The sequence below is a fragment of the Robertmurraya dakarensis genome, assembly GCF_900156875.1.
Lineage (GTDB): Bacteria > Bacillota > Bacilli > Bacillales > Cytobacillaceae > Robertmurraya > Robertmurraya dakarensis.
Genome location: NZ_LT707408.1, coordinates 1039112 through 1059013, shown reverse-complemented (window position 1 = coordinate 1059013; position 19902 = coordinate 1039112). Strand labels below are relative to the sequence as shown.

Genomic DNA, 19902 nt, shown 5'->3' with positions numbered 1-19902 from the left:
AAGAAATGAATTTTGAATTTCACGCCAAAAAAGCCTCTAAAAAGGCCTTTTATTCCTAGCAAGCTGGCTGTATACATCATGCAAGGTTTCACACCCAACACTTGTTACGACACGGGCGTAATGTTCCCACAACTTCGCTGTTAACTTAGCGTCTTCTAATGCATGATGACGACCTGTTACCGGAATTCCAATATGTTCACATAAATCTTCTAGTGTAACCTTTGTTAATTCAGGTTCGGCTACACGGAATAAAAAGGAGGTATCTACGATTCGGTGTTTGAAAGGTGTCCGAAACAATTTCCAACTTGCGCTTTGCAGAAAACTTCTTTCGTGGTTCGCATGATGCGCTACAAGGATAGATCCTTGAACATATTTAAGGAAATTAACAAAGACATTTGATAGCATGGGAGCTTCCTTCAAGTGTGAAGACGTAATCCCTGTTAACTTCTCAATTTCTGGCGGCAACTCTTTTTCGCAATGTACAAGTGAATAAAAAGTATCTTCCTCCTTGATTTCACCATCCGTTATTTTTACAGCACCTATTGAAATAATTTCATCACCTTTGTTTGGAAAGAAGCCCGTTGTTTCAATATCAAACACAACAACATCCAATTTTTTTAAATGAACCTTTAAACTATCCTCCTGATCCATTTCTTTCTGCATTCTTCTTAAAAAAGCAATTTGCTGTGAATTCTGTATATCTCCAAGACCATCTAGACGTGGTTTTCCTTGAATTCCTCTCAATAATCTTATAAAAGGTTCAAATGCCATGATTATCACCCTTTTCAATGAGATTGCAGACATAATTATGCAGTTTCTTACCGTCCTTTATGATTCTTTTAATCTCTTTTCGTTCACTTTTACTGAGTTTATCCACATCCAAGAAATGCGTTCCTTCATATGTCTCACCCTGATGAAAGGAAAATCGATATTTTAAAAGTTCTATGAAATTATTTTTGCTGGTTGTTAAGATAGGTCCATATTTTTTATTCGCATTAATTAAACCATTAATCCGGTGAATTGTAGATGTTGCTTTAAGTCCTTCCTTTATAGATAACAACCGGATGGCATTTACATAAGGCAGAAAAGCAGAATACTTTAGGTCCAGCTTCCCCTGATGAATGCCATGCCCCTCCACCATCAATTGACCAAGTGGACCTATTACGTTTTTGATATGCTTTACATTATCCATCAGACGTTTTAAAACGCGGGGATGTTCCTTTTGGTATTCATAAATAAAACCCTTTAAATCATGTACATAATAAATCTCACCAGTTAACGTTCTCGCGTCATAAAATATTTGTAAATTCCGAATAGACTCCCAACTGCCTTCTTCCATCCACTGTAAAAGTTGTTCTTTCCATTTATCTCTAGATTTACGCCAGCGAGGATTTGAACACATTACATTTCCTTGACAGTACGGGTACCCAACTTCATTTAATCCATATGCAATTTCATTACCTAATTCCTTAAAATAAAGATTGTTTTCTTCACTAGATACTTCATAAATTATGCCATGATCTTGATCACTAATTATACTTTGCTCAAATCTTCCCCCACTTCCTGTCACGAACCACGAATATGGACAAGGAGGGTTTCCTTTTCCTAATTGAGCAATCGCTATATCAAAGACCCTCTTCATCACCATATCGTGAAATTTATTTAATGCATCAGACTCATTCAAACACAGAGAGATATTTTCTTCTTTCCATTGTTTTATATTTTCATAAGTTTCTGCTGCCGAACCCACACCAGCACCCCCTTATCCAAAAGACCAAAGACCTCTCGAGGGAGAGGCCTTCTCTTTTAAGAACTGATTTTAGAATTATTTGCTGTCATTTGTTCTGGATATCCGTAGCTTCCGTGTTCACTAATATCCAAGCCCATAATTTCTTCTTCTTCTGTAACACGAAGTCCGCCCATTACCTTATCCATTACTTTAAGAATAATGAAAGCAACCACAAAAGCATAGATCCCAGAAGCGACAACACCTAAAGCTTGAACACCTAATTGTTCAAAACCACCGCCGTAGAACAATCCTGGAAGTCCCCAGCCAACACCAGATGACAATTCAGGTAGTGCGAATAATCCATTTGATAAAGTGCCCCAAACCCCAACTGTACCGTGAACAGATAATGCAAAGATAGGATCATCGATTCTTGCTCGATCAAAGAACTTCATACTGAATACTACCATTATACCACCTATAAGACCGATGACTACTGCTGCCCATGGTGCAACGAATCCACATGATGCAGTGATTGCAACAAGCCCGGCAAGTGCACCGTTTAATGTTGTTGGAACATCCGCTTTTCCAGTTACCACCCAAGCTGTGAACATCGCCGCAACTGCTCCAGCCGCAGCTGCTAATTGCGTATTTAAGATAACAAAACCTAAAAATCCATCTGCGACACCAAAAGTACTAGCACCATTAAATCCAAACCATCCAACCCAAAGAATAAGAACGCCTAATGCAGTAAAGACTTGATTGTGTCCAGCTAGATCATTGGAAGAACCATCTTTATTATATTTCCCGATACGTGGTTTTAAGATCATGGTTGCAGCCAATGCAGCCATCGCTCCAGTTAAGTGAACCACAGTTGAACCGGCAAAGTCTTGCTTTCCATGTTCAGCTAACCAGCCGCCGCCCCAAATCCAGTGAGCCACTACCGGATAAACAAAGGCTGAAAATAATAATGCGAAGATGACATATACAGATAATTTCGCTCTTTCAGCAAACCCACCAAATGCAATTGTCAGAGAAACTAACGCGAACATGACTTGGAAGGAAAAATCCACCGCAGGGGTTAAACCTTCTTCAACCGTTGAAGCATCACCATAAAAGAAATTTGATAAACCGATAAAACCGTTACCTTCACCGTAGATAAATCCATATCCAACTGCCCAGAAAACTAACGTCCCAATTCCAGCTGTAAAAATGGTCTTGCCAGCAATATGACCAGCGTTCTTCATTCTTGTTGAACCTGCTTCTAATAATATGAATCCACCAATCATAAAAAATACTAAAATTGCACCAATTGCTACCCACAAATTATCCATCAAAATTATTGCATCCATAAATCCTTCTCCCTTCTTTTCTTAATGTTAGATTTCTTACTTGTTAATGTTAGAAAAGCTAACATGAGTTAATTACTTATTATTTTACCTTATATTTCATATCTGTCAATAAATTTTTGCAAAATTTTAAATTATTTTGTTAACTAACCTTACATGTTTTTTTCGGTAATAAAAATCGTTGACTACATTTCATATTACGTATATCATTACAAGTAGTAATAGAAACTACATAAAATAACCAGGAGGTTAAATCATTGAAATATGCACGTGAACCTATTAATGGACTTACACATTTAGCTGCAGCTATTTGCTCATTTGTTGCCCTCATTGCCATGATCATTAAAGCCTCTCTCACTTCTGGATCAGCACTTTCAATAACTGCCGTGATTATTTTTGGTCTTAGCATGATTTTGCTTTACTCCGCTTCTGCTACCTACCATTTGGTAATCGCAAAAGATAAAGTCATCGCATTCCTAAGAAGGATAGACCATTCGATGATATTCCTTTTAATCGCGGGCACTTATACTCCGTTTTGCTTAATAAGTTTAAACGGAGTAACTGGATGGGTGTTATTCTCAGTTGTTGTCTTTATTGCTTTATGTGGAATTATTTTCAAAATGGTTTGGTTTAACTGCCCAAGATGGCTGTCGACATCCATTTATATCGCTCTTGGCTGGCTGGCTATCTTCGTGGTTTCTCCCCTTTCAGAAGCATTAAGTTCTAAAGGGATCTTCCTCTTAATAGCCGGAGGTATACTCTATACAATCGGCGGGGTTATCTATGGAATAAAACCTAACATTTTTAAAACAAAATATATGGGATTTCATGAGATATTTCATATTTTTATTATGCTGGGCAGTACCGCACATTTCCTTTGTGTTTTCATGTATGTCCTATAATAAGAATTTCTGCAGGAGCATAAAAAAACTAGGTTGATCAACTTGTGATCTTCCTAGTTTTTTTAGGTTTATCCTCTTTTTTAAAATCAAGCTCTGACAACCTTTCCTCTAATATCCTTTCCATCAAAGGATGATTTCCAAGATAATTACATAGTATAAACCTTTTATTTCCGTTATTTGATATCTCACTAATTTTCTTGTTCAAGGTCGTCATTAGTATTCCAGTAAACAATAAATAAGGGATAATGTAAATCTCTTTTGCATCTGAATTTTCCGCATCACGAATGGCTTCTTCAAAACTTGTACCTGAACCAGTTAAATAACAATCCTTAACTAAAACCGATCCTATTTTTTTCTTAAGCATTTTCGCAATGTTACTAAGGTCATTTTTAACACTAGGGTCACTGCTCCCCCTCCCAACAAGTAAGACGAAGGAATCTTCAGATATTTGACTAGCTTTTTCCCAAAGTCGTTCCGTTACGATGTCAATCATATTGGAATGCACACCAATTGGTCGTCCATACCGAATCTCTACAGATGGGTATTTTTCACGCAGCCGCGAAAGAGCCTCCGGAATATCCTTTTTTGCATGTACTGCTGTTAGCAGCAATACAGGAATGACCTTTATTTTCACAGCTCCACGATTCACACATCGTTCGTAAGCTTCTTCAATTGTCGGCGAGGCCAATTCAAGAAAACCATATTCAGTGATTTTATTTTTATTTTTTTTCATGCATCTCTTAATAAACGCAATCGCTTCCTCATTAGCCTTTTGGAGCCTGCTCCCATGACAAACATAAAGAATCGCTTCCATTTTAACCTCCAAACAACCTAAATTTTGACCATATTAAACCTTTGGTCCCTATATCCATTAATTAGATTTTCAATACCGGGTTCCATGGGCTTAAAATCAAGTGGATGTCCCCAATTTTCAGTCCTTTCCCTAGATCCTTTACCCATCCCGCAAATCGAAGCATCTTTTAAAATTTCTCCAATCGGAAAACCCCATTTTTCACCAACACTCATGACCGCTTCAACTGATGATCTATTCGGAAAAATAACCGTATCAATCGAAGCTTCATCAAACATTCTTTTTAGTATCGGAATAAATTTTTCATCTATTTCTACTTTACTTGTTTGAAAATAATCATGTCGAACAAGTTCAATCTCGCGAATCATCCTCTGTTCACCTACACGACGATCTCCAACCACTAAAATCTTCCCATATTGCTCCATCTTCATATTTTTATAGCTGCACGCAATAAGACCTCTTGATTTTAATGTCTCTAGTGACTTATTTGACAAACAATACAAATTTGCCCTAATATTCCGAATATCTAAGCCATATGAAACTACTATATCAAAAAATTCATCAATACTGTCCGAGGAAGTGAATAAAATTTGATCATAAGAAAAAATTTGATTTAATATTTTTGTATCAGCAGGGACTTTCTTTCTAATCCACTTCGGAAACTCAATCACATCTGCTCCCTGCCCTTGCAGTTTCTCCGCAATAGAGCTTCTGCCCGCATTCGTTCGTGCTAAAAGAATTTGTCTCCCATAAAAAGGTTTTTTCTCAAACCATTGAATATTCTCTCTTAATGACACAATCTGACCAACTAACGTAATTGCTGGATTCTGGAAACCGTTTTCTTTGACCTTGTTTACTATATCAGAAAGGGTGCCCTGAAGAGTTCTTTGCCTTCCATATGTCCCCCATTGAATGAGGATTACAGGAGTATCCGCAGATTTCCCATGATGAATTAGATTCTCACATATGTAAGGAAGATTAGAAACTCCCATATAAAAGGCAATCGTTTCAGAACTGCGGACCAAGCCACTCCAATCAATAACAGGCTTTCCTCCCTCTGATTTATCGTGTGCTGAAACAATCGTAAACGATACTCCAAATTTCCGGTGAGTAACTGGTATTCCCGCATATATCGGGGCAGCAATCCCCGAAGTAATACCAGGAACGATTTCAAACGGGATCTTATAGGAAGCAAGCACTTCTGCTTCTTCCCCTACCCTTCCAAATACTCCAGGATCGCCTCCTTTTAGCCTAACAACTATCTTCCCTTCTAACGCTTTTAGAACAAGCTGTTCATTAATCATATCCTGGTCTAATGTATGCTTAGAGGGAAGTTTCCCGCAAAAAATAAATTCACAATGAGAGGGGGCGGATTCTAATAGTCTTGGGTTTATTAAGCGATCATATAAAATCACATCTGCTTGTTCAATTACTTTAAGACCTTTAATCGTGAGTAACCCTGCATCCCCAGGTCCTGCACCAACAAGGAAAACTTTACCCTTCATCATCTCTCCACCCCTATATTTTCTATGCTTTTTGATGATAATAATTTGCTAATTCAACAATTGCACTTCCCATTCTTTCCAACTGCGGAAACACCACTTTATTAATTCCTTCTTCACGCAGTGCTTGTGCAGTTACTTTTCCAACAGACAAGGCAACAACCTCATCTTCAAACTTCTCTTTGAGTTCACGTTCCAAATTTCGTTCAGCACTGAAATTCACAAGGTTGCGCACTTGCGGTGTACTCGTAAAAACAACAGCATCCACATCACCATTCAAAATTTCAGATAATAATTTTTCCAATACATCCTTTTCTGGGGCTATATGTATATAAGGAAGGATTTCCTTATACTCAGCATGCTGTTCTTCCAGCCATTCTCTCAAACGCGGTGCGGGATCTCCGTGTAATTGAAGAGCGACTCTGCTTTTTTCAAGAGAATGAGCCGAAAGTTCACGCACCAATCCTGCAGTACTGCCATCATCATCCCGCACAAGCGGTATCAGTTCTAGTTTTTTTAACATATTGACGGTTTTGTATCCCCTGGCAGCTATTTTCATCCCTTTAAGACTGCGCAGAAATTCTTCCTTCATATTGTTTTTCTCTGCAGCGTTAAGTAAGGTTTCAATCCCTATTCCGGTAGTAAAAATAACCCATTCAAACTTCCCTTCAACAAGGAGATACAAGTCTTCTTTTAACTTAGAGTCATCAAGAATAGCCGTCCCTTGCGCAGGTCTGCTGAGAGGAACTCCTCCTTGGTTCTCAACCAGTTTGCTCATTTCATCAATTTTTCGCGAACCAAGCAGTGCAATTACTTTTCCCTCAAGCTTTTTCATAAAAAATACCTCCAACTATTAATCTTATAAAGCACGCTAACAAAGCAGATTTGAATTCGGATAATTGTTAACATCCGATACCTTTCCACTTTTTAGTCTTGCTCCAGCGCCAAGACGCTGGAGTTACTTTGTTAACATTATTCTTCTATTATAAGATAGACTTCCTCTCCTTCAATAGCTGTTTGGTAAGATTTAACACAACCTTTATCCGGTTCCTGCACTTTCCCATCGTCTAAACAAATTTTCCAATCATGCATCGGACAGAAAACAAACTCCCCACTCACGATACCTTCAGATAAAACACCACCTTTATGAGGGCAGCGATTTTCAATTGCACGTATACGCCCGCTTGATAATTTAAATACCGCAACTTCCCTATCCCCAATCAGAACTGTTTTTCCTAATTTTTCCGGTAATTCATGAACAAAACCTATTAGAATTTTTGTCACATTTTTGTTTACCATTTAGAACACCTCCATTGATATGGTTTTAGATTTATGATCGTACGAGTTCTTCAAACAATTCCCTTTTTGTCTGATCGTCCTGAATGATTTCTTTCCACGGATCTTTGTAAACTGACAACGTTTCATCCATTCGTTCATTCAATTCTCTTCTTTTATCCTTGTCATCCAGCACTGTTTTGATATGATCTAATCCCATACGTTCCACCCAAAATGAAGTTCGTTCTAAATAGTTGGCTGTTTCCCGATAATATTGCAGATAAGCACTTGTAACTTCCATTAATTCCTGATCAGATTTAACTTTATATAATAAATCCCCACCGCGAATATGATTTCCCCCATTACCGCCAACATAAATTTCCCATCCGCCGTCTATACCGATAAAGCCTATGTCTTTAAAACCAGATTCTGCACAGCTTCTTGGACAGGCAGAAACAGCCATTTTTACTTTATGAGGAGTTTGAAGTCCTTCAAATTTCTTTTCTAATGCTATTCCCATCCCAAGGGAGTCCTGTGTTCCGAAGCGGCAGAATTGTTCCCCTACACATGTTTTCACCGTTCGCAGTGATTTGCCATAAGCATATCCCGAAGGCATATCAAGATCTGACCAAACTTTAGGCAGATCTTCTTTTTTTACACCTAGTAAATCAATACGCTGTCCACCAGTCACCTTCACTAACGGAATTTCGTACTTATCAACCACATCAGCTATTTTTCGCAAATCATCCGCATTTGTAACCCCACCATACATTCTAGGAACAACTGAGTAAGTGCCATCCTTTTGAATATTGGCATGCATCCGTTCATTGACGAACCGAGATTCCTTTTCATCCTTATATTCTGTTGGATTTACCATTCCTAAATAGTAATTTAGGGCCGGACGGCATTTTGAACACCCTTCTTCAGTACCCCAGCCAAGGACATTCATCACTTCCTTTGTATGTGTTAATCCTTTTGAGCGAATTTCTTCTACAATTTCATCTCGAGATAGTGTGGTACAACCGCATATAGCTTCTTTTTCTCCATCGATATCAACATCAGACCCAAGCGTGTACTGTATCAAATCTGCGACAAGAGGCTTACAGCCCCCACAAGAACGAGAAGCATTGGTACATCCTTTTACAGCATCCACAGTCGTACACCCTTGAGATTGAACAGCATCTACAATAGCACCTTTGGAAACACCATTACACCCACACACAATCTCATCTCGATCCATACTTGCTACTAAACTTTCAGTCGCTTCTTGACCAATAGGCTGTAAGATTGAAATCTTCGCCGTATCTGAGACATCTGCCTGCTTTTGGATCATTGCGAATAGCCGGTTCCCTTCTTGTGTGTCACCAAAAAGCACTGCCCCAACAATCGTATTGCCGCGAAATACAATTTTCTTATACACTCCATCCTGCTCGTCGTAAACTTTCAATGCCTTTTTCTCATCATCTTCACTAAAGTCACCTGCAGAAAAGACCTCTACTCCAGAAACTTTTAATTGCGTAGACAAGACCGACCCTTTATACGGTGCCGTTTCAATTCCACACACATGTTTAGCCAACACTTTTCCTTGTTCATACAACGGAGCTACCAACCCATATGGAATTCCATTATGTTCTGCACATTCCCCAACAGCATAAACATGAGGAATATTCGTCTGCATATAATCATTTACCACTATTCCGCGGTTGACTTCAATCCCGCTTTCTTTGGCTAATGATGTATTCGGTCTAACTCCGACCGCCATGACGACGATATCTACGTCCAACGTTGAGCCATCTTTAAATTTCAAACCTTCAACCCGGTCATTTCCGATAATGCTTTCTGTATGTTTTTCAAGGAGAAAATTCATCCCTTGTGCCTCTAATTCTTTTTGAAGCATCTTTCCTGCCGTCATATCTAGTTGTCTTTCCATTAAATACGATTCTATATGAATAACGGAAACATCCATTCCTAAATTCAAAAGACCACGCGCCGCCTCTAACCCTAGCAAACCTCCTCCAATAACAGCCGCTTTCTTGTATTTCTTGGAAGCTAAAAGCATCTTTTCTGTATCTTGAATGTCACGGAATGCTGTTACTCCTTCTTTATCTGCCCCTGGAATAGGTAGAATAAAAGGATTAGATCCAGCAGCTACTATCAAATCGTCATAGCGAACGGTCCTGCCAGAATCAGAGATTACTACTTTTCTTCCCGTTTCAATTTTCGTAATACTTTCGCCTGTGTACAATGTAATTCCATTTTCTTTATACCAGTCCCAGTCATTTAACGTGATATCCTCAACGCTAGTATCACCTTGCAAAACTTTCGACAAAAGAATCCGATTATAATTTGGATATGGTTCACTACCGAAAATAGTAATTTCAAACTGATCCCTGGAAATGCTTAAAATCTCTTCAATTGCTCTTACGCCTGCCATCCCATTACCTACAAGAACCAACCTCTTTTTATCCATCTAAAGTGCTCCCTTCAAATTATAAATAAATTAATCAAGCGGACGTATGTTTACAGCACATACTTTAAATCCAGGCATTCGGCAAACAGGGTCAAGTTCATCCGATATCAAAACATTGACATTTTGTGTCTCAGACCAATGAAACGGAACAAAAACAGTATCCTGCCGAATCATTTCGGTTAATTTACTCCTAACAACTATCTTCCCTCTTTTCGATTGCACCTCTACTAACATCCCATCTCGAATGTTATATTCTTCAGCTGTTCTCGGATGAATTTCAATAAATGATTCAAAATTTCTCGCTGAAAGCGATGGACTTCTCCTCGTTTGAACACCTGTCAAATAATGCGACATGACTCTGCCTGTAGTTAAAGTTAAAGGATATTGTTGGTTATTAATGTCTTTTGGAACTTTAGGCTGATTTGAAACAGGAATCATGACCGCCTTTTCGTCCTGATGATAAAAAGTCTCGTCAAATAGTCTTTTGGTGCCCGCATCGTTAACATCAGGACATGGCCAAAGGATCCCTCTTTCTTGTTTTAGGCGCTCATAGGTAATCCCGTAATAATCAGCAACTCCCCCTTTGCTGGCAATTCTAAGTTCATTAAATATATCTTCTGGTGAAGAAAAAGAAAAATATTCTTCTTTGTTTAACGCCTTAGCTATCTCACAAAGTATTTCCCAGTCATGTTTAACTTCTCCAGGAGTCTGGCGGTTCGCCTCTCGAAACACCACTCTACCTTCTAAGTTCGTCATTGTCCCTTCATTTTCCAGGTAAGAGGAAGCGGGCAAAATTAAATCTGACATGGCAGCACTTTCAGATATGAACATATCTACAGTTACTAAAAAATCCAATTGAGCTAATGATTTTTTAACGAAATCGGCATTTGGGTTTGAAACAATTGGGTTGGATCCCATCAGAAGCATGCCCTTAATTTCACCGTGAGTTATTTTTTCCATCATTTCATAAGCCGAAACTCCCTTTCTCGGCAATTCCTTCTCAGGAACTCCCCATACATCTGCAATGTGCTGACGATGTTCCCTGTTTTCAATAGAGCGATATCCAGGTAATTGATCTGCTTTTAGACCATGTTCTCTACCGCCTTGACCATTTCCTTGACCCGTTATCGCTCCGTAGCCACACGCATACTTTCCAATTTTTCCTGTTAATAAAAGAATATTCAAGAAATTCCTTACAGCCATGTACCCATCTGTCTGTTGTTCGACCCCTCTGGCTGTAAAAATCATCCCTGTCTCAGATTCCCCAAACATAACAGCAGCTTTGCGAATTTCAGAGAGTGAAATTCCAGTTAGTGATTCAATCTCCTCAAAGTCATAGGATGAAACATTAGATTGAACCTCATCATACCCCATTGTTCGGTTGGTAATAAATTTTTTATCCATATAATTCCCTTCAATTAATACCTTCAACAAGCCGTTTGCGAGAGCTGCATCCATTCCCGGTTTTATTTTTAGATGTAGATCAGCTAGTTTAGCAGTGGCGGTTTCACGCGGATCAACAACAATAATATACGAGCCGTTTTCTTTTGCTTTTTCAAAATACCGCAATATTGTCGGTTGACATTCCGCAATATTCGTCCCAACTAATAGGATGCATTTGGAGTCTGGTATTTCTGATAAAGAGTTCGTAAATCCCCGGTCGATTCCAAATGCTGCATTTGCCGCAGATGCAGCAGCCGACATGCAAAACCTCCCATTATAATCAATATATTTCGTCCCCAAGGCAACCCTGGCAAATTTCCCCATTAAATAGGAAACTTCATTGGTTAACGAACCTCCTCCATACAATGACAAACTATTTGAACCATACTGAGATTGGATTTTACGAAACCTTTCATTAATAATAGAAATTGCTTCATCCCAAGAAATCCGATTAAACTTACCGTTTTGCTTATATAAAGGATACATCACTCGCTCTGGATGAAGCACATGCTGATGTGCGTTCACCCCTTTAACACAAATTCTCCCCTGCGAAGTCGGATTATCTTTTCCAGTAACTCTATATTTCTTTCTCTTAACAATGGATTGTTCAATCAACTGCATTTTACATTGCATACTGCAAAAAGGACATTGTGTATCATATACCTTTTCTGATTGGACTTCTTGCTGCTTTGACCGGAAGTATTTTAATAATAATTCTGTCATGCTCATTCCTCTCTTCTTTTCAGTGAACGATCACGGCTATCCATTAGACATTCCATAAGCGTTATATGCTAGTAGTTTCAGCTGGCATAGGATCTCTTCTGTTTCTTATCATGACAGCATCCTTTTCCAATCGCTTAAGAAGCCATTTTCTTGCCTCATGGTCAAACAACACCTCTCTTATGTGTATCAAGCCAAGTCTCTCTATCCATTTCCCTGTCGGTTCCCAATATTTCGCCGTTTCTCGGTAATACTGAACAAACCCACACACATCTTCAAATACTCCAACTTCGCTGGCTGCTATTGATAGCAGCTCTTTCGAAGTTGGATTGGATCCTTCATTTCCTCCAACATAGACCTCCCATCCTCTAGGACTCTTGATAACTCTTACATCTTCCGGCATCGACCTCGAACTGCCATGAGTACACGGGTAAACTCCAATCGTTAATCTATAAGGTGTAGTTAAAAACTCTATCTTATCTTTAATAGTGTTTGCCATTCTATAATGTTCTTTTACCGAGCAATGACAATCCTGTGGAATTGCATAAGCCTTAACAGCCCTTACAGTATTTTCTTGAATACTTTCTAAATCCAAATTCACCTCTTGTGATTCGGGATAAATCATCCCCAAATAATAATTTAATGCTGGTCTGCATCTATGACAGCCTTCTTCAGAACCCCATTCAAGCACACCCTTTATTTCCCCACCAGACTTTAGCCCGTGAGTTTGTATTTGCTCAACAACTTCATCTTCAGTTAACAATGTACAGGAACACATTCCTTGCTCGACAGTCATTTCGCTGAACTGATCACTCTTAATATAAGCTAGCAGTTCAGTTATCAACGGTTTGCAACCACCGCATGAACTAGAAGCCTTTGTGCATTTTTTTATTTCCTCGACCGTTGATAACCCGCCTTTCCTGACAGATTCTATGATTGTTCTTTTCGTTACACCATTACAGTTACAAACCAGACTATTTTGCGGCAGATTAGCCATTGAAAGATCTTGATTTTCACACTCAAGCAGAAGGAGTTTTTCTTTATCAGTAAGTTCTTTTTTCTTTTGAATCCACTCCAGTATTCTCGTACTTTCTCGAGTATCTCCGTATAGAACCGCACCCATAATTGTTTTACCTTGGAAGACAAGCTTCTTATATATTCGCTCTGATTCATCATAAGCAGTTAATATCTTCCCATCCCTCACTTCTAACTGTCCTGCCGAAAACACATCAACACCTGATATTTTTAATTTTGTAGATAGTGCAGCAGCCTTATACCTTTCACTGTTTTGTCCACAAATACGTCTAGCTAAGATTCTTCCTTGCTCATAAAGAGGTTTGACAAGACCATACACCACTCCATTGTGCTCAGCACATTCACCTAAAGCGTATATGTCTTTCTTGTTCGTTTCTAAATAATCATTCACAACGATGCCATGATTTATTTGAATACCACACTCTTTCGCCAAAGTAATATTCGGCCGAACCCCCGCTGCCATGACGACTAGATCAGTATCTACTACGCCACCATCCTTAAACATTACTTTTTCAACTCGATTATTTCCGGTAAATTTACTCGTCTCTTTTTCTAAAAGAAATCTCATCCCTTGTTTTTCGAGCTCCTTTTGAAGAAGCCGTGCGGCCACACTATCTAATTGCCGGTCCATAATGAACGGCGAAAGATGGACCACATGAACTTCTAATCCCAAGTGAAGAAGCCCTCTTGCTGCTTCTAGCCCCAAGACTCCTCCACCAATTACAACCGCCTTTTTACACCATTTAGAAGATTCAATTATTTTCTCGCAATCTTCAATTGTTCTAAATGTCATAATTCCCTCTAAATCATTTCCTGGAAGAGGCAGAAGAAAAGGAATAGATCCGGTAGCTAAGATTAGTTTGTCGTAGGAGATATGCCTGCCTTTGTTTGTCATGATCGTTTTATTATCACCATCAATACAGGTTACAGTCTCATTTACAAACAGTTGAATGTTATTATTCCGGTACCATTCAGAATTATGAGTCGTTATATCCTCAAAAGATGCCTCCCCCTGAAGAACCGAAGACAAAAGAATACGATTGTAATTTTCATGTGGTTCGCTCCCAAAAATAGTAATAGCAAAGCGATCGGGACTACGCTTTATTATTTCTTCTACACACCGAATCCCCGCCATCCCATTGCCGACAAGAACTATTTTTTCCTTATGCATTTGATACCTCCGTAAAAGTTCTTAATTTGTATTTGTATATCTATTTTTTTGCCACCGCTTTTTGTTATGTTAGATGATATCACATTAGATGTTAAAATACATCTCCTTTCTCGGATTTTATTATTTTTACTACTTTTTAACCACTTTAGCTTAAGGCGCTAAGGTTGTGTCCTTCCCTTTATTACCACCGTAAGAAAGCAATTTCTTCTCGATAAAATCAGTATACTGCAAGATTTTATGTATTCATTATTGTTTGTAAGAAAACCTTACACGTTTTTTGTGCTTATACAATTCATTATGCTATTATTTTTTTGAAAACTTAGATCTTTTTTAAAAACTTGCCAAATGGAGAGGAGCTGCACTATGAAACTATCTGAATTAAAAAATGGTCACCCGAAAACACTATTTTCTTCCTTCCTTTATTTTGATGTCAGCTTTATGATTTGGGTGATATTAGGAGCCTTAGGAGTATTCATTACTGAGGATTTTAATCTATCACCTGCGGAGAAGGGATTAGTTGTGGCGATCCCAACACTAGCCGGTTCTTTTTTTAGGATTGTCATGGGGATACTAACTGATAGAATAGGTCCAAAAAGAACTGCTACTATGGGCATGATCATTACAACAATCCCGCTTCTATGGGGATTCATGGCTGGAAATACACTTTCCGAAGTGTATATGATTGGGATACTGCTGGGCGTAGCCGGAGCGAGCTTTTCTGTAGCTTTACCCATGGCAAGCAGATGGTATCCACCCCACCTGCAAGGACTTGCAATGGGAATTGCAGGGGCAGGCAACAGCGGTACACTAATCGCCACATTATTTGGTCCACGTCTCGCTGAAAATTTAGGTTGGCATACAACAATGGGACTTGCTCTGGTCCCACTAGCAATCACATTTATTATTTTTATTACTATTGCTAAAGATTCACCAGCTCAGCCTGCTCCACAACCGTTAGCGAATTACTTTAAAGTTTTTGCTTATAAAGATACATGGTTTTTCTGTTTACTATATAGTGTAACTTTTGGTGGATTCGTTGGTTTAACAAGCTTTCTAAGCATGTTCTTCGTAGATGAGTATAAAATATCCGGCGTCCAAGCCGGCGACTTTGTTACACTGTGTGTTGCAGCCGGCAGCTTTTTCCGGCCAGTCGGAGGGATGATTTCTGACCGCATTGGAGGAGTCAAAGTCTTATCCGGATTATTTATAATGGTCGCCATTTGTATGGTCGGAGTCAGCCAGCTTCCCCCGTTACTGGCGATGATTCCATTGCTATTTGTCGGCATGATGTGCTTAGGAATGGGAAACGGAGCTGTATTTCAAATCGTTCCACAACGATTCCAAAAAGAAATTGGCATGGTTACAGGAATTGTCGGGGCTGCAGGCGGAATAGGAGGTTTCTTTTTACCAACCCTGCTTGGTACGTTAAAAGGAATAACCGGTTCATACGCTCTAGGTTTTATCATTTTCTCAGGAATCAGCTTATTCGCTTTAGCCGCCCTGCTCCTAGCAAGCTACTCATGGAAAAAGTCTTGGCATAGTAACAATAATGCGGTAAAAATTTAATTCAAATTAGAAAAATCCTGAACTGTACAAGTTTCAGGATTTTTTTTACTTTTATATATTATCGGTATCTTTCTTCTTTGAATGGATTAGCAGTCATTGAGTAGCCTAATTCCTCCCAAAAACCAGCTTCATCGTCCCTCATAAAGCGAATACCGGTAACCCACTTTGTTCCTTTCCATAAATAAAAAGAATCTGGCGGAATAAATCTTAGGGGAAAGCCATGTTTTGGACTAATATCCTGCCAATCATGATTTTCATCTTTAAAGCGGTAAACGAATAGTGCATCATCTCCGAGCAGCGGCTGCAACGGTAAATTAGCACAATATCCATATGGATCACCATTGTAGTAACCATACAACATAACATAGTTAACGTCATTATTTAGTTGCACTAAGTTCACAAACTCCCTCATCGGTATCCCTTCAAAAGTAGTACCAAATTTGGACCAAGTTGTAACACAGTGCATATCAACGGTTGTTATTTTTTTGGGTAATGACATGACTTCATGGAAACTTAAATTTTTCTCATTCTCCACATGTCCAAATAGACGAAAATTCCATGTCTCTTCGTTAAATTGATATATGTCTCCTTGGTGGAGTATGGGCCAGCTTTCCGTTTCAAATTGACCGGGCGGCAGCTTTTTTTCCATTTTAAATTTTCCTCCCTCTTTCACTGATGACAATGATAAACCTCACTTTAGTGTGAGGCCGTGCATCTTATTTTGATACTACCATATTACTTGTTAAAATTAGTTAAGTGGAATTTTAATCCCAGATAATTAATTAGAAAGAAGATGATATCTTTGTTAAATCCTGATTCTTCGAATAACATTAAACAAATTACTGACATACCTTATTCGATCCTTGATCTTGCCCAAGTTCCTGAAGGTGGAACTCCAAGTGATGCATTAAAAAATACACTTGATTTGGCACAACATGCTGAAGAATGGGGCTATACCCGATTTTGGCTTGCAGAACATCATAATATGGAGGGAATTGCCAGCTCTGCAACCTCTGTCGTAATAGGACATGTAGCTGGCGGGACTTCGAAGATACGAGTTGGTTCTGGCGGTATCATGCTTCCAAATCATGCCCCCTTAGTGATTGCAGAACAATTCGGAACACTAGAATCGTTATTTCCGGGCAGAATTGATCTCGGACTCGGCCGGGCACCAGGGACTGATCAACTTACGGCCTACGCCTTAAGAAGAGACCGTTTTAGCAATGGTGATGATTTCCCAAATCAATTAGAGGAACTTAGATCCTACTTCAATCCAACCATGAATGCTGAAAAAAATCATGTTCGTGCTATTCCTGGAGAAGGGCTCAACATTCCGGTTTGGCTGTTAGGTTCAAGCGGCTTTAGTGCACGACTTGCTGGAGAATTAGGATTACCTTTTTCATTTGCAAGTCATTTTTCACCAGAAAATACTTTGCCTGCACTAGAAATATATCGAAACCATTTTCGTCCATCAGAAGTTCTAGAAAAGCCTTATGCAATGGTAGCTGTAAACATATTTGCAGCTGATAGTGATGAAGAAGCAGCATTTCTGTCAACTTCGATGCAGCAGCAATTCTTGGCATTGATTCGAAACATGCCAGGGAAATTAAAGCCCCCTGTTGAAAACATAAATGAACTTGCGACTGAATACGAAAAAGCTCTGCTTCAACAAAGACTAGGTGCCTCTATTATTGGAAGTCCTAAATCTGTAAAAACGCAGCTGCAAGCATTCTTAAATAAAACAAACGCTGATGAAATCATGATAGCTTCAGGAATATTTAACCATCAAGCACGGCTGCGGTCATTCGAAATCGTTAAAGAAATCACAAGCTTAACACAAGCCTAGAAGGAGAAAAGACCATCTTTCCACCAGATGGTCTTTTCTCACTTACTGATCTTCTTTGATCATCAACAGCTTTTGTTTCAGGTTATTTTCCATGGCGGTAAGCTCATATTCTGCTTGGCGCCGCTTATTTCTACCCTCTTCCTGGATACGCATGGTTTCTTCAAGGGTTGTGATTAAACTTTCCTGTGTTTTCTTTAATGTTTCGATATCAACAATTCCTCTTTCATTTTCCCTTGCTGTTTCAATAGTATTTGTTTTCAGCAATTCAGCATTTTTTAATAAAAGCTCATTTGTCGTTTTGGAAACTTGCTTTTGTGCTTCGATTGCCCGGCGCTGTCTTAATAGTGTCAAGGCAATTGCAACCTGGTTTTTCCACAGCGGAATCGCAGTCATAATAGATGATTGAATCTTCTCTACGAGTGCTTGATTCGTATTTTGGATTAATCGAATCTGCGGTGCACTTTGGATCGTAATTTCTCTGCTTAATTTAAGATCATAAAGCCTTTTGTCAAGGCGATCCGCAAATTGCAGCATATCATTAACTTCTTGAAACTTCATTTGATCCTGTGAAGCTTCAGCACTTTTCTTCAATTCAGGTATGATTTTCGTTTGCATTTCCTCAAGCTTTAATTCTCCCGCAGCAATATACACATTAAGGGCATTAAAGTAATCTTTATTATGTTCATAGAGTTTTTCGAGATAGTTGATGTCACCAACAAGTGAGTTTTTACTGCGTTCCAGCTGGACAGTTATTCGATCAATTTGTGCTTCTGTTTTTTGATACTTAGTAAGGACTTCTTGAACTGAATTTGATATTTTTCCGAACATTTTTGAAAAAAAGGATTTTTTCTCTGATTTCAATTCATCCGGATTCACATCATTTAATTTTTTCATTAGATCACTAATAATTTGACCAACTTCACCTGCATCCTTCTTTTGGACATGCTCAAGCATTGTATGGGAAAAAGACAACAATTTCGCTTGTGCTTGAGATCCGTAAGAAATCATAGCCTGGTGATTTTTAGGATCAATTTGCTTTGCAAGCTGAAAAGCCTTTTCTCTATTTCCCTCTGGAAGCACATCAATCAGTTTTACTTGCTTTGGCTCCTGTGCCCGAGTCATTTCGCTGTCATTCTTTATTTCTTCGGAAAACGGATTAGAAAGCAGCTCATCAAACACACTATTGGTATCGCCATAGAGGGATTCATTTTTTTCACTCATTTTAAATTCCCGCCTTCATCAAAATTTTGAGAATCCTTTATTGTTTTGATCGAACGTTTCGCGACATCCACTTCAAAGTTAAGCTGGTCAATATCATTTGATAAGATCTGATGCAAATCTCTTTCAAGTGTGAGAGTTAATTCTTCCATCGTACGCCTTGTCTCTACTAGCGATTGATTTAGTTCGCGGTTTTTTGACGGCTGCGACGACAAAAACGAATACTTTTCTGCCATTTCTACAAAAGAATCTAAATGAGAATAGAAAAACTTTTCACCAAGATAAAACCGTCTTGGTTCTTTTTTGGTAATACGATAGATCTTTCTTGTTATCCGAAGCACTTCAATATTATGTTTTAATTGAGGAATACTTCTAACGGCAAATAACGCTTTATTTAAACGGTTGATTTTAAGTTTTGCATCTTTTAAATTTCGCTCAATATACTTAAATTCTTTTCTCGTTAATCCTTGCGATTTAATAAATCGATGCTTGGAGACTCCTTTAACAGTTTGATAAACAACTGCCCCGCCAGCCAGTGAGATCACAGTTGACATCCAAAATGCTAAATCAAAGCCAAAAAAACTAATAATCCACATTAGTGCTGTTGATGGGATGGTAATGGATATTCGTAAAAGCACTGAAACAAACGGATTCATGATATTCTCTCCTTACTAATCAGCCTCTATATTATTACGTATTCATAGAACTCAAAGTTTCATTTTATTCATTAAAAAGAGAAATAGCACTTATAACTGCGTAAGCAAAACAGAAACTCTCTACCTTAATAATACCAGAATCTTTAAGCTTCCCAACAGACCTTTAATGTAAAGTGTCCTACGACCTAAGGCGTAGTTACCCTTAAAAGAAA

At 38.6% G+C, this 19902-nt stretch carries 16 protein-coding genes; 3 read left to right on the top strand and 13 right to left on the bottom strand.

Translation table 11 applies throughout. The features are described from left to right. Positions 1–36: 36 nt before the first annotated feature. Genes CZ487_RS06325 through CZ487_RS06315 form a run of 3 tightly spaced genes read right to left on the bottom strand, consistent with a single transcriptional unit; the run spans position 37 to position 3078 of the window. A complete protein-coding gene (locus tag CZ487_RS06325; protein ID WP_077211283.1) occupies positions 37–771 on the bottom strand; it encodes an exonuclease domain-containing protein in 735 nt (244 codons plus the stop codon). Beyond that, positions 761–1750, bottom strand: coding sequence for a DUF294 nucleotidyltransferase-like domain-containing protein (locus tag CZ487_RS06320; protein WP_077211282.1), 990 nt, complete (start codon positions 1748–1750; stop codon positions 761–763). Before CZ487_RS06320 ends, CZ487_RS06325 begins: the two co-directional genes overlap by 11 nt. 56 nt (positions 1751–1806) lie before the next feature. Beyond that, positions 1807–3078 carry an ammonium transporter gene (locus CZ487_RS06315; RefSeq protein ID WP_077211281.1) on the bottom strand — a complete coding sequence of 424 codons (1272 nt, stop codon included), beginning with the start codon at positions 3076–3078 and terminating at the stop codon, positions 1807–1809. 254 nt (positions 3079–3332) lie between these two features. Between CZ487_RS06315 and trhA the strand changes: the two genes are divergently transcribed. Continuing rightward, complete coding sequence (trhA, locus tag CZ487_RS06310; protein ID WP_077211280.1) at positions 3333–3977, top strand: PAQR family membrane homeostasis protein TrhA; 645 nt, start codon at positions 3333–3335, stop codon at positions 3975–3977. A gap of 37 nt (positions 3978–4014) precedes the next feature. Here the strand turns inward: trhA and CZ487_RS06305 are convergent, their stop codons facing one another. The 7 genes from CZ487_RS06305 to nirB (CZ487_RS06275) form a co-directional block, all read right to left on the bottom strand. Continuing rightward, the gene (locus tag CZ487_RS06305; protein WP_077211279.1) at positions 4015–4791 is read right to left on the bottom strand and encodes a sirohydrochlorin chelatase; all 777 of its coding nucleotides are present in this window, start codon (positions 4789–4791) and stop codon (positions 4015–4017) included. A 17-nt stretch (positions 4792–4808) separates the two neighbouring features. Then, complete coding sequence (cobA, locus tag CZ487_RS06300; RefSeq protein WP_084783137.1) at positions 4809–6296, bottom strand: uroporphyrinogen-III C-methyltransferase; 1488 nt, start codon at positions 6294–6296, stop codon at positions 4809–4811. A 19-nt stretch (positions 6297–6315) separates the two neighbouring features. Further along, positions 6316–7125: a uroporphyrinogen-III synthase gene (locus CZ487_RS06295; RefSeq protein WP_077211277.1), complete on the bottom strand. Its 810-nt coding sequence runs from the start codon at positions 7123–7125 to the stop codon at positions 6316–6318. A gap of 137 nt (positions 7126–7262) precedes the next feature. Next, the gene (gene nirD, locus CZ487_RS06290) at positions 7263–7589 is read right to left on the bottom strand and encodes a nitrite reductase small subunit NirD (RefSeq protein WP_077211276.1); all 327 of its coding nucleotides are present in this window, start codon (positions 7587–7589) and stop codon (positions 7263–7265) included. A 31-nt stretch (positions 7590–7620) separates the two neighbouring features. Continuing rightward, positions 7621–10035 carry a nitrite reductase large subunit NirB gene (gene nirB, locus CZ487_RS06285; protein WP_077211275.1) on the bottom strand — a complete coding sequence of 805 codons (2415 nt, stop codon included), beginning with the start codon at positions 10033–10035 and terminating at the stop codon, positions 7621–7623. Positions 10036–10065: 30 nt separating this feature from the next. Continuing rightward, on the bottom strand, positions 10066–12201 hold the full coding sequence (nasC, locus tag CZ487_RS06280; RefSeq protein ID WP_077211274.1) for an assimilatory nitrate reductase catalytic subunit NasC: 2136 nt from the start codon (positions 12199–12201) through the stop codon (positions 10066–10068). A gap of 61 nt (positions 12202–12262) precedes the next feature. After that, a complete protein-coding gene (gene nirB, locus CZ487_RS06275) occupies positions 12263–14404 on the bottom strand; it encodes a nitrite reductase large subunit NirB (RefSeq protein ID WP_077211273.1) in 2142 nt (713 codons plus the stop codon). Between the two features lie 363 nt (positions 14405–14767). On the opposite strand from nirB (CZ487_RS06275), the gene CZ487_RS06270 reads away from it, so the two are divergent. Next, the gene (locus CZ487_RS06270; RefSeq protein WP_077211272.1) at positions 14768–15970 is read left to right on the top strand and encodes a nitrate/nitrite transporter; all 1203 of its coding nucleotides are present in this window, start codon (positions 14768–14770) and stop codon (positions 15968–15970) included. Between the two features lie 58 nt (positions 15971–16028). On the opposite strand, the gene CZ487_RS06265 is transcribed toward CZ487_RS06270, so the two are convergent. Beyond that, positions 16029–16619 (bottom strand): molybdopterin-dependent oxidoreductase, encoded by a 591-nt coding sequence (locus CZ487_RS06265; RefSeq protein ID WP_077211271.1) that lies wholly within the window; start codon positions 16617–16619, stop codon positions 16029–16031. Between the two features lie 153 nt (positions 16620–16772). On the opposite strand from CZ487_RS06265, the gene CZ487_RS06260 reads away from it, so the two are divergent. Beyond that, positions 16773–17816 (top strand): LLM class flavin-dependent oxidoreductase, encoded by a 1044-nt coding sequence (locus tag CZ487_RS06260; protein ID WP_237562809.1) that lies wholly within the window; start codon positions 16773–16775, stop codon positions 17814–17816. Between the two features lie 42 nt (positions 17817–17858). On the opposite strand, the gene CZ487_RS06255 is transcribed toward CZ487_RS06260, so the two are convergent. Continuing rightward, complete coding sequence (locus tag CZ487_RS06255; RefSeq protein WP_077211269.1) at positions 17859–19037, bottom strand: toxic anion resistance protein; 1179 nt, start codon at positions 19035–19037, stop codon at positions 17859–17861. After that, positions 19034–19690: a 5-bromo-4-chloroindolyl phosphate hydrolysis family protein gene (locus CZ487_RS06250; RefSeq protein WP_077211268.1), complete on the bottom strand. Its 657-nt coding sequence runs from the start codon at positions 19688–19690 to the stop codon at positions 19034–19036. The genes CZ487_RS06255 and CZ487_RS06250 overlap by 4 nt, the downstream gene beginning before the upstream one ends. Positions 19691–19902: the final 212 nt, after the last annotated feature.